11 protein-coding genes are annotated in these 11670 nt (G+C 60.0%); 5 read left to right on the top strand and 6 right to left on the bottom strand.

Annotated elements, in window-relative coordinates:
* Positions 1-70: 70 nt before the first annotated feature.
* Positions 71-826, top strand: coding sequence for a hydroxypyruvate isomerase family protein (locus tag ACR0LH_RS10690; protein WP_480720922.1), 756 nt, complete (start codon positions 71-73; stop codon positions 824-826).
* A 62-nt stretch (positions 827-888) separates the two neighbouring features.
* On the top strand, positions 889-1119 hold the full coding sequence (locus ACR0LH_RS10685; protein WP_170387865.1) for a DUF2798 domain-containing protein: 231 nt from the start codon (positions 889-891) through the stop codon (positions 1117-1119).
* 51 nt (positions 1120-1170) lie between these two features.
* On the opposite strand, the gene polA is transcribed toward ACR0LH_RS10685, so the two are convergent.
* The 4 genes from polA to ACR0LH_RS10665 form a co-directional block, all read right to left on the bottom strand.
* Positions 1171-3966 (bottom strand): DNA polymerase I, encoded by a 2796-nt coding sequence (gene polA, locus ACR0LH_RS10680; RefSeq protein WP_480720921.1) that lies wholly within the window; start codon positions 3964-3966, stop codon positions 1171-1173.
* Positions 3967-4043: 77 nt separating this feature from the next.
* A complete protein-coding gene (locus tag ACR0LH_RS10675) occupies positions 4044-4727 on the bottom strand; it encodes a YrbL family protein (RefSeq protein WP_480720920.1) in 684 nt (227 codons plus the stop codon).
* Positions 4728-4820: 93 nt separating this feature from the next.
* Positions 4821-4991, bottom strand: a complete 171-nt coding sequence (locus ACR0LH_RS10670) for a zinc-finger domain-containing protein (protein WP_170412992.1) — start codon at positions 4989-4991, stop codon at positions 4821-4823.
* Between the two features lie 153 nt (positions 4992-5144).
* Complete coding sequence (locus ACR0LH_RS10665) at positions 5145-5609, bottom strand: DUF1203 domain-containing protein (RefSeq protein ID WP_480720919.1); 465 nt, start codon at positions 5607-5609, stop codon at positions 5145-5147.
* 110 nt (positions 5610-5719) lie between these two features.
* Here ACR0LH_RS10665 and ACR0LH_RS10660 point away from each other — a divergent pair, with 110 nt between their 5' ends.
* The 3 genes from ACR0LH_RS10660 (at position 5720) to ACR0LH_RS10650 (ending at position 10194) form a co-directional block, all read left to right on the top strand.
* Entirely contained in the window at positions 5720-8638 is a 2919-nt protein-coding gene (locus ACR0LH_RS10660; protein ID WP_480720918.1) for an error-prone DNA polymerase, read from the top strand.
* Between the two features lie 47 nt (positions 8639-8685).
* A complete protein-coding gene (locus tag ACR0LH_RS10655; RefSeq protein WP_170777324.1) occupies positions 8686-9099 on the top strand; it encodes a group III truncated hemoglobin in 414 nt (137 codons plus the stop codon).
* 156 nt (positions 9100-9255) lie between these two features.
* A complete protein-coding gene (locus ACR0LH_RS10650) occupies positions 9256-10194 on the top strand; it encodes a DMT family transporter (protein WP_170388003.1) in 939 nt (312 codons plus the stop codon).
* 10 nt (positions 10195-10204) lie between these two features.
* Here ACR0LH_RS10650 and ACR0LH_RS10645 read toward each other — a convergent pair whose 3' ends face one another.
* Positions 10205-10384 carry an OST-HTH/LOTUS domain-containing protein gene (locus ACR0LH_RS10645; RefSeq protein ID WP_480720917.1) on the bottom strand — a complete coding sequence of 60 codons (180 nt, stop codon included), beginning with the start codon at positions 10382-10384 and terminating at the stop codon, positions 10205-10207.
* Between the two features lie 94 nt (positions 10385-10478).
* Complete coding sequence (locus tag ACR0LH_RS10640) at positions 10479-11591, bottom strand: S-(hydroxymethyl)glutathione dehydrogenase/class III alcohol dehydrogenase (protein ID WP_170412324.1); 1113 nt, start codon at positions 11589-11591, stop codon at positions 10479-10481.
* Between the last annotated feature and the right edge of the window lie 79 nt (positions 11592-11670).

The raw sequence follows: 11670 nt of genomic DNA, 5'->3' as shown, positions 1-11670 counted from the left end.
TCGTTTTCAGTCCCTTTCCCTGAAATCACCCGACGGCTAAGGTCCGGTCACCAAATATCCGGACCTGCCAATGCCTAAATTTGCCGCAAATATCTCACTGCTTTTCGCAGAACTTCCCTACCTCGACCGGTTTCAGGCGGCGGCTGAGGCCGGATTTCCAGCCGTTGAGATTCTGTTTCCCTATGATCTGGCCGCCAAGGAAACCCGGCGGGCCTTGCTGTCCAGTGGGTTGGACCTTGTCCTGATCAATGCGCCGCCACCGAATTACACGGGCGGACAGCCGGGCTATGCGGCGGTCCCCGGCGGCGAGGCGCGGTTTCAATCGGATATTCGTCGCGTGATGCGTTACGCCGATGTTCTGAAACCAGGGCTGATCCACATCATGTCCGGCTATTCCACAGGGCCGGACGCGCTAGACTGTTTCGTGGAGAACCTGAAATGGGCTGCCGATTTCGCACCTCAGCAACAGTTCACGATTGAACCACTCAACCCGGTGTCACAACCAGACTATTTCCTGAACGACTATGATCTGGCAGCGGATGTTCTGAATCGCGTGGACCGTCCGAATATCGGCCTGCAATTCGACAGCTTTCACGCCCACATGATCCACGGCGACGCGCTGGGCGTTTGGACACGGTTCCACGCAAATGTGGTCCACGCTCAGATCGGGGCCGCACCGGACCGGTCCGAACCCGGGCACGGACCGACAGATTTTCCCACCCTGTTCAACGCTATCGACGATGCAGGCTACAAAGGATGGGTCAGCGCCGAGTACCTGCCTTCGACACCGAAAACGGCTGACAGTCTGGGCTGGATGCGCGCCTAGCACTGGAATTTTTGCGAAAAATCCCTCAGATGAATGGCGTGGAGTCCTTTAGGAATTGACCAATGATCCCTAACCGCTATGCCCGCGCTCTGTTCAGCCTGATCATGTCGGGGCTGATGTCTTGCATCGTGACGGGTATTGCGACGGTTAAGGCCATCGGATTTGGACCCAGCACGATGGGCGACTGGATGGCATCGTGGGCCTTTTGCTGGCCAATCGCATTCTCGGTCATTCTGATTCTCGGGCCTGCCGTGCAACGGTTGGTCAATCGCCTGGTCAGGCCGCAGGACTGACGTGCTGCGAAGAGGGTCCATCGGACCTGATGAGAAGCGCCCCGCCGAACCTCAGTGCGCCTCGGCCCAGTTCGCCCCCTGCCCGGCATCAACGCTCAGCTTGACGTCCAACTTCACCGCCGGGTCCGATGCGCCTTCCATCACGTCGCGCGCGACACCGATCACCTGTTCCACCGCATCTTCAGCCACTTCAAACAGCAATTCGTCGTGCACCTGCAACAGCATTTTTGCAGGCAGCCCGTTAATGGCATCCGGCATCCGCACCATCGCGCGCCGGATCACATCCGCCGCCGTTCCCTGAATCGGCGCGTTGATCGCCGCCCGGCGCGAGAAGCCTGCGTGCGGCCCCTTGGCGTTAATCTCAGGCGTGTGGATTTTGCGACCAAACAACGTCTGCACATACCCATGCTCTTTGGCAAAGGCGACCGTGTCGTCCATATAGGCTCTGATACCCGGGAATCGCTCGAAATATCGGTCGATAAAGCCCTGCGCCTCGGCCCGCGGAATACGCAGGTTGCGGGCCAGACCAAAGCCCGAAATCCCGTAAATCACACCAAAGTTGATCGCTTTGGCCTGACGGCGGATATCCGGCGTCATCTCGTCCAGAGGCACGTCAAACATCTCGGACGCGGTCATGGCGTGAATGTCCAACCCATCCGCGAACGCCTGTTTCAGCGCCGGAATATCAGCGATATGGGCCAAAATCCGCAGCTCGATCTGGCTATAGTCGAGGCTGACCATCACGTTGCCCGGCTCGGCGATAAACGCCTCACGAATACGGCGGCCTTCTTCGGTGCGCACCGGAATGTTTTGCAGGTTCGGATCGGTCGAGGCCAGACGGCCCGTGTTTGCCCCCGTGATCGAGTACGAGGTATGCACCCTTCCCGTATCTGGATTGATATGGGTCTGCAGCGCATCCGTATAAGTCGATTTCAGCTTGGAAAGCTGCCGCCAATCCAGCACCCGGCGCGGCAACTCATGCTCGGTAGCCAAGTCTTCCAGAATATCGGCCCCGGTCGAGTACTTCCCGGTTTTGCCTTTCTTTCCGCCCTCAAGCCCCATCTTGTCGAACAGAATCTCACCCAACTGTGCGGGCGAGCCGACATTAAAGGTCTCACCGGCCAGTTCGTGAATTTCAGCCTCTAACCCGGCCATTTTCTGCGCAAAGGTGTTGGACATACGGCTGAGGACATCACGGTCAACCTTGATGCCGTGCATCTCCATTTCTTTGAGAACCGGCACCAGAGGGCGTTCCAGCGTCTCATACACCGTTGTCACCTGCACCTGATGCAGTTGCGGCTTGAACAGTTTCCACAGGCGCAGCGTGATATCCGCATCCTCGGCGGCATAGGCGGTGGCCTCATCTATCGGCACCTTGTCGAAAGTGATGGCCGATTTGCCCGAGCCCAGCAGCGGCTTGATCGGGATCGGCGTGTGGCTCAGATAGCGCTCGGACAGGGTATCCATCCCGTGCCCATGTTCGCCACCATGCATGGCGTAGGACATCAGCATCGTGTCGTCGATCGGCGCCACGTTCACACCGTAACGTGCAAAAATCTTGGCATCATATTTCATGTTCTGACCGATTTTCAGGATCGACGGGTCCTCAAGCATCGGTTTCAACAGGGTTAGAGCCTCATCCAGCGGCATCTGCCCTTCGGCCAGCGCATCTGACCCGAACAGATCATCTGCTGCCCCGTCCCGGTGCGTCAGTGGGATGTAACAGGCCGAACCCGCCTCAACACACAACGAAATACCCACCAGATCGGCGATCATCTCGTTCAGACCGGTAGTTTCAGTATCAACGGCCACCCATCCGGTTTCATAGGCGCGGTCGATCCACACCTGCAAAGCCGCCGCATCCCGCACACAGTCGTATTTTGAGGCATCGAACGGAACCGCCTCGGCCTCTGACGTGACCTTGGGCGTGGTGGCTTCCGGGATCACAGGAGAGTCAACGCCGAGCTTATCGGCAATCCGCTTCGTGAGGGTGCGGAACTCCATCTCGGCCAGAAAGCCCATCAGCGCGTCCGGCTCGGGGTCTTTCACCTCAAGATCGTCCAGCGTGAAATCCAGAGGCGTGTTTTCGTCCAACTGCACCAGCTTCTTCGACAGCTCGATCTGGTCGCGCTTTTCGATCAGGGTCTGGCGGCGTTTGGGCTGCTTGATCTCTTCCGCGCGGTCCAACAGGGTTTCCAGATCGCCGTATTCATTGATCAGCAAGGCGGCGGTCTTGACCCCAATGCCCGGAGCGCCCGGCACGTTGTCCACGGAATCCCCGGCCAGCGCCTGCACATCGACCACCCGTTCCGGTCCAACGCCAAATTTCTCGAACACGCCATCGCGGTCGATGCGTTTGTTCTTCATCGCGTCCAGCATTTCCACGCCGTCGCCCACCAACTGCATCAAATCCTTGTCGGAGCTGACGATGGTCACCCGCCCGCCTGCCTCACGCGCCTGCACCGCAAGCGTCGCGATGATGTCATCGGCCTCGTAGCCTTCCAGCTCTTTACAGGCGATGTTGAAGGCGCGCGTCGCCTCGCGGGTCAGAGGCATCTGAGGGCGCAGATCCTCGGGCATCGCCTCGCGGTTGGCTTTGTAAAGGTCATAGAGGTCATTGCGGAACGTGTGCGAGCCTTTGTCAAAGATCACCGCCACATGCGTCGGCGCATCAGGGCCATCATTCCCTTCGACATATTTCTGCAGCATGTTGCAGAACCCCGAGACCGCCCCGATCGGCAGCCCGTCAGATTTGCGCGTCAACGGAGGCAGCGCGTGATAAGCCCTGAAAATAAAGGCCGATCCGTCGATCAGATGAAGGTGACACCCTTTTCCGAAACTGCTCATGCGCGCTCTCCCTGTCGGTCAGATGTGGTTCTGCCACAGGGACGCGTAGGAGGCCAGTCAAGAACGTGGGTTGACGATCAAACCGATCGCGCGGGGCCTTGGACTTCGCTGAACGTTCGGGCTGCCTTGTCCCAATGCAATCCGGTCTGCGTGGCGATCAACTGCATCTGCTTGTTCAGGGACCGATCGTTCAACCGGCGGCTCAGGCTACGCAAGGGTACAAGATTGCGCTCGCCATAGCCGTCGATCAGGACAAACATCGGCACATCGTCGCGCAGACCGTAAACCACGTTCTGCGCATGGATATCCCGGCCCACAATCTGATAATCAAACAGCTTGTGCACAAAGCTGTTCAGCTTGGCCAGCGTCTCGGGGTCAAGCGGGCCTTGCGCGCACAGCGCCTTGAGGTCATGCGCCAACGCACCATCTGCGCCATCCATCCGCTCAACCACAACCCCCGGCCCGACATCTGTCTGCACCACACCAAATGATCGCGCCAAAGGCAGCCGGGCGACATCAAGCCCGCTTTTCAACGCGGCTTTCATCTCGCACTCCAACTCTTTCAGCGCGTTGCGATAGGTTGAATCCGGCAACAAACGCCGCACCAGTCGCTTGGAAAACGACCGATTTCGCCGTGTGCGCGGCCGCGTGACCTTAACCAGCAAGTCAGGATGATCGGGGCAGGCGTAAACATTCCGGTGCCCACCCGTGGCCACAAGGTCATGATCCGTCAGGTGCAACAGGCGCACTGAAAAAGGCATTTGGGATCCGTTTCAAAAACACAAAATCTAGAGGGCTTGGTACACCAAATCCTGCCGAGCGTCAGCCTCTGTAACAGTTTTGCGTCAGAAACGTTAATCCTTGCCTTTCAGGACATATTTGCAGTCGCAATAGGGGCATTCGACCCAGCCGGTATCTTCGGGGATTTGCAGCCAGACACGCGGATGGCCCAACGCACCTTCGCCGCCATCACAGGCAACTCGGGTGGATTCCACGATTTTGGTTTCCGGCGCTTCGATGGTCACGGCTGGCGATCCTTCTTCGGTTGTCGGCCTCGCGGGGCATATATCACTGCGTTTATGAGCGATGCGCAAACCGGGGGCAAGTGCCGCATGCGCGATGCGGCAATCAGGATCATCGCTGGTTGGCAAAGGCATGTAGCTGCGCCCTCAAACAGGTTAAATGCGGTCGATCCGCGCCTGGTAGCAGTTGTTTCGCGCAGACCTAACGTGAATATAGGCAACATCTGACCGGACGAATATCCCTTCAACCGCTGTCGCGATGCCCTGCGCCGGGGCAATCCCCCCGGTGCCATAGACAATCCGGTCGTCCCCCCCATACCCCTTGATCAGATAATCGGGCGCAGTGGTTAGGGTTTCGGGCATTACGTCACCTTCGTACCGGTCACACGGGCTGCTGCACAAAAAGATCGGGCCGGTTTCTGCGTAAGAATGTGTCTCTAAAAAGGGGCGATATGCCAGTATCAACATGCCTTCGCCCTCCGGGATGTTCTGCAAACAGTGCCGGCAGGGATTGCCTGCACCGGTTGAAATGGCCCGTTCGGGGGCTGTGCCGTAGGCGTCCGGCCCACCGGCTTGGAGGGCGCGCACCTCGTCGGTGGGCAGTGCAGTGATCTTGAACATGTCAGATCTCCCTTTTTGCCCAACCTGCCCAGCGTCGCAAAGCCAAGCGACCCGTTTCCTGCGCAAAGGACTCGAAAAAGAACAAAAGGTGAATATAATATGGAATCGCCATGTATGCCGAGCTGTCGATCACGTCGAATTTCACCTTCCTCACCGGAGCGTCCCACCCCGAGGAATACATGGAGCGTGCCGTCACCCTGGGCCTGCCCGCCATCGCGATTGCCGACGACAACTCGGTCGCCGGGATCGTCCGCGCCCACACCCAAGCGCGCGAGATCGCCCGAAAGGTGCGCGAACGGCTAGAGTGGGAGGCGCAGAACACCTCTGTCGGCCCGCCCTGCCCCGATCACATCCCCAAACCGCCTTCATACCCAATCCACGCGGTCCCCCGCCTGATCCCTGCCGCGCGGCTGATCTTTACAGACGCACCCACCGTCATCGCCCTGCCGCTGAACCGGCAGGGCTGGGCCAACCTGTGCCGCATCCTGTCCGCAGGTCGCCTGCGGGCCGAGAAAGGTGACTGCATCCTGCATCTGTCCGACCTGATGGAGTTTTCCGACAGTCTCCACCTGCTGCTCTGGCCACATGCGACCCGGTCACAGGGCGGCGCGGACGCGTGGCGGACACAGGCGCAGCAGTTGACGCGCCGCTTTGCCGGGCGGATGCATCTGCTGATGCATCCCAGGTATGACGGTGCGGATAGCACTCATTTTCCCTTATTAGAGACTGAATCAAAGCAACTCGGCATCCCCACCCTCGCCAGTGCCGCGCCGATGATGCACCACGGCACCCGCCGCAAGCTGGCCGATGTCCTGACAGCCATCCGCCTCCGTCGCAAGGTCGATGATCTGGGCCGCAATGCGCTGACCAATGGTGAACAGCGCCTGCGGTCCGAGGCCGAAATGCTACGTATCTTCACGGGTCATGAGGGCGCTGTCACCCGCGCCCATGCGCTCAGCGAGCAGCTCACCTTTTCACTCGATGAGCTGCGCTATGAATACCCCAGCGAGGGCAGCGAACAGGAAACCCCGACCGAACGCCTTTACCGACTGGCGCATGAAGGGCTGAAATGGCGCTATCCGGCAGGCGCGTCGGAGAAAGCGCACAAAATGCTGGCGCATGAGCTGACCCTGATCGGCAAGCTGAAATATGAACCCTATTTCCTGACCGTCCGCGATATCGTCCATTTCGCCCGCTCGCGCGGCATCCTGTGTCAGGGGCGCGGTTCAGCGGCCAATTCGGTGGTCTGCTTCTGCCTCGGCATCACCGAGGTCAGCCCCGAGATGGGCACGATGGTTTTTGAGCGTTTCGTCTCTGAGGCACGGGACGAGCCCCCCGACATAGACGTCGACTTTGAACATGAACGCCGCGAGGAGGTGATCCAGCACATTTATGACCGCTATGGCCGCGAACGCGCGGGGCTCTGCGCCACGGTCGTGCACTATCGCGGCAAGCGCGCCATCCGTGAGGTCGGCCGCGCGATGGGCCTGACCGAGGATACGATCTCGGCACTGTCCTCGCAGCTCTGGGGGTTCTTCTCGGCCAAAGGGATCGAGGCCGAACGGATGCGCGAAATCGGCCTCGACCCCGAGGATCGACGGCTGAAACAGACTCTAATGCTGGTCTATGAGATCGACGGCTTTCCCCGTCACCTCTCGCAGCATGTGGGCGGCTTCATCATCACCGAAGGACGCTTGGACGAGCTTGTCCCCATCGAAAACGCCACGATGGAGGACCGCACGGTCATCTGCTGGGACAAGGACGACATCGACAGCTTGGGTATTCTGAAGGTCGATGTGCTCAGCCTTGGGATGCTCACCTGTATCCGCAAGGCGTTTGACCTGATCACACAGCACCACCAGACGGGCTATACCCTCGCCACCCTGCCGCCCGAGGATCCGACGGTCTATGACATGCTGTGCAAGGCGGACAGTGTCGGCGTGTTTCAGGTGGAATCACGCGCCCAGATGAACTTCCTGCCCCGGATGCGGCCCCGTAACTTCTATGATCTGGTGATAGAGGTCGCCATCATCCGCCCCGGCCCCATTCAAGGCGACATGGTTCACCCTTACATCCGCCGCCGGAACGGAGAGGAGGAGGTCAGCTTCCCCTCGGACGCGCTGGGCGAGGTGCTGGGCAAAACGCTGGGCGTGCCGCTGTTTCAGGAACAGGCGATGCAGATCGCCATCGTGGGTGCGGGGTTCACCCCGGAACAGGCCGACCGGCTGCGGCGATCGCTGGCGACGTTCAAAAAGCACGGCAATGTCAGCGAATTCCGCGCGCTGTTCCTGCGCGGGATGAAACGCAACGGCTATGACGACGACTTTGCCGAGCGCTGTTTTTCCCAGATCGAGGGCTTCGGCTCCTACGGCTTCCCCGAAAGCCACGCGGCCAGCTTTGCGCTGCTGGTCTATGCCTCGGCCTGGATCAAATGCCACCATCCGGGCATCTTTGCCTGCGCGCTGCTGAACTCACAACCGATGGGGTTCTATGCCCCGGCGCAAATCGTGCGCGATGCGCGTGAACATGGCGTGCAGGTGCGCCCGGTCTGCATCAATGCCAGTTTCTGGGACAATGTGATGGAACCCGACGGTCATGGCGGGCTGGCCCTGCGGCTGGGGTTCCGCCAGATCAAGGGCCTGAGCGAAGAGGATGCCAGTTGGCTGACCGCCGCGCGCGGCAATGGCTACCATCAGGTCGATGACGTCTGGCGACGCGCCGGGCTTGGCCCTGCGGTGATCGAAAGGCTGGCCGAGGCCGATGCCTTCGCCGCCTGCGATCTGACCCGGCGCGAGGCGTTGTGGCAGGCCAAGGCGATTGCCACCGCGAAACCCCTGCCGCTGTTCTCGCAGGATCTGGAGGGCGAGGCGCTGGATGAACCCGAAGCCTATCTGCCGCAGATGTCTTTGGGCGAGCAGGTGGTCGAGGATTACGTGGCCACCCGCCTCAGCCTCAAGGCGCATCCGGTGGCCCTGATCCGGCATCTGCTGACGCCCGAGCCGCGCGACAAAACCACGCCTGTTGCCTAAACGCACAGCCGGGTATCCCCGAAACAGAGCCGATACCCGAGACACAGATGACCCGACCCACCCTGCCGCCGCGCTTCCCTGCGACACCGGACCAGATCAATGCACAGGTCCGCGCCTTCTATGCCCGCGTGCGCGAGGATGCGGTGCTGGGACCGGTCTTCAACAAACACGTCCACGACTGGCCCGCGCATGAGGACAAGATCGCCGCCTTCTGGCGCAACGCCATCCTGTATGAGCGCAGCTATGACGGTAATCCGCAGCGGGTTCATGTTGAACGTCCAGACGTTCAGCCCGAGATGTTCGCCCATTGGCTCGACCTGTTCGAGGAGGTCGCTGCCCATACCCTACCGCCTGAAACCGCCACCCCGTGGGTCGCGCTGGCGCGCAGAATCGGCGTGGGGATGAAGGCCGGGGTGCAATCCGCGCGCCAGCCAAAGGACGCGCCGCCGATCCTGCGATGACCACAGATCATGGCGGCTTTGCCATGTTAGCGATAAAATAAGGGCTATGCGCCTCGCCAAATTGGGTTTAATCAACACAAAAGACAGCCCGGGGAATTCGTCCGCGCTGTAAAGGCAGATCGCCGCCACACCGACCCAGTGACCGAGACCACAGCAATGAGCACTCAGAACACCACCCTCCGGGGACTTGGCTATGCGTTTCTTGGCTTTGCGGTTTTTGCCAGCCATGACGCGTTGATCAAGGTGCTGGGTGGCACCTACTCGGTGATGCAAATCATCTTTTTCGCCACGCTTTTCTCGTTCGTGCCAATGGCGGTGACAATCCTGACCGACCGGACCACCGGGAATTTCCTGCCGCACCACCCGTGGCTGGTGCTGTTGCGGTCCGGCCTGATGGTTACGGCAATGTCCTGCGCGTTCTACGCCTTTTCAGTCCTGCCACTGGCCGAGGTGTACTCGCTGCTGTTTTCCTTCCCGCTGATCGTGACAGTCCTGTCGATCCCCATTTTGGGAGAGGTCGTGCGCGCCCAGCGCTGGGCCGCCGTCGGCGTTGGTCTGATCGGCGTGCTGATCGTTTTGCGCCCCGGGGCGACAGACATCACGCTTGGCCATCTTGCCGCCCTGACCGCTGCGTTTTGCAGCGCGTTTGCGTCTGTTCTGGTGCGCAAGATCGGGAATGAGGAACGCTCGGCCGTATTGATCCTCTACCCGATGCTGCTGGCCATCGTGGTGATGAGTCTGGCCCAACCCGCCGTCTACCTGCCGCCCTCGCTGTTGCATCTGGCGATGATGGCGCTTGTTGGGGTGTTCTCGGTGATCGCCCAGCACCTGATCATTCTGGCCTACCGCGCCGCGCCCGCCGGGGTCGTCGCGCCCAGCCAGTACAGCCAGATCATCTGGGCCACACTGTTCGGCATGATCTTTTTCGGCGAACGACCCGACGGCTGGGTCGCGGTCGGGGCCAGCATCATCATCGCCTCCGGCGTCTTTGTCGTCTGGCGCGAGAGCCGGGCGAATACCTCATCGGTCAACACTCCGGTTCTGCGGGTACGCTCGCCTCGGTCGGATACGGGAGCGTCGCGACCGGGGAAATAAATCTCTCTCTTCAAACTTCCCCACATCTGATCTTAAGATCGCCGTTTGCACCGCTCTTTTCAAAACGGTCGATGGCCCGCACCAAATCGCTCAATCTTTTGTAGCCATATATTTGTGCGTCAAAGTCTGGATAGATATTGCCCTGCTGACTGCCGACGACAGCAAGGCGGTCAGTATTCCGTGTTGTCAATTCAATCCCTCAACCTGAAACAGTATTCTAGAGGATGAATGTATGAACAAAAAGGGCGAGCAAAAGCCCGCCCCTTGAATTAATTTTGGCTAATTCAGTAGACTACGACCGACCGGATGCTCTCACCCTTATGCATCAGGTCGAACCCGTGGTTGATGTCGTCCAAACCCATGGTGTGCGTGATCATCGGGTCGATCTCGATCTTGCCGTCCATGTACCAGTCGACGATCTTGGGCACGTCGGTCCGGCCCCGCGCGCCACCGAAGGCCGTGCCGCGCCACGAGCGGCCGGTGACCAGCTGGAACGGACGGGTCGAGATTTCGGCCCCCGCAGGTGCCACGCCGATGATGATTGATTCACCCCAGCCCTTATGCGCCGATTCCAGTGCGGTGCGCATCACGCCCACATTGCCGGTGGCGTCAAAGGTGTAGTCACCGCCACCCTTGGTCAGATTAACCAGGTAGGGCACCAGATCGCCCTCGACCTCGGCCGGGTTCACGAAATCGGTCATGCCGAATTTGGTCGCCATCTCGACCTTGGCGGGGTTCAGATCGACGCCGACGATCTGATCAGCCCCGGCCAGACGCAAGCCCTGGATCACGTTCAGGCCAATACCGCCCAGACCAAACACGATGGCGCGGCTGCCGATTTCCACCTTGGCGGTGTTGATGACGGCTCCGATACCGGTGGTCACGCCGCAGCCGATATAGCAGATCTTGTCGAAAGGCGCGTCCGGGCGCACCTTGGCCAGCGCGATCTCGGGCAGAACCGTGTGGTTGGCGAAGGTCGAGCAGCCCATGTAGTGCAGGATCGGATCGCCATCCAAGGTCGAAAAGCGCGACGTGCCGTCGGGCATCAGACCCTTGCCTTGCGTTTCGCGGATCGCCTGACACAGGTTGGTCTTGGGGTGCAGACAGTATTCACACTCGCGACATTCAGGGGTGTAGAGCGGGATCACATGGTCGCCCGGCTTGAGGCTAGTCACACCCGGACCGACCTCAACCACGACTCCGGCACCTTCATGGCCCAGAATGGCGGGAAACAAACCCTCTGGGTCGGCACCCGACAGGGTGAATTCATCCGTGTGGCAAATACCGGTGGCTTTGATCTCAACCAGAACCTCACCCGCTTTTGGGCCTTCAAGGTTCACTTCCATCACTTCCAAAGGTTTGCCCGCCTGAACGGCGACGGCGGCGCGGGTACGCATTGTACTTATCTCCGTGTCTGATTTGCCCCGACCCTGCGTTAATTGCAGGGTATTTTCAACTATGCTTTCGTGACAGATT

The organism is Ruegeria sp. CL6, assembly GCF_056536465.1.
The sequence above is the reverse complement of the archived record's forward strand: the minus strand, read 5'-3'. Positions and strand labels throughout refer to the sequence as shown.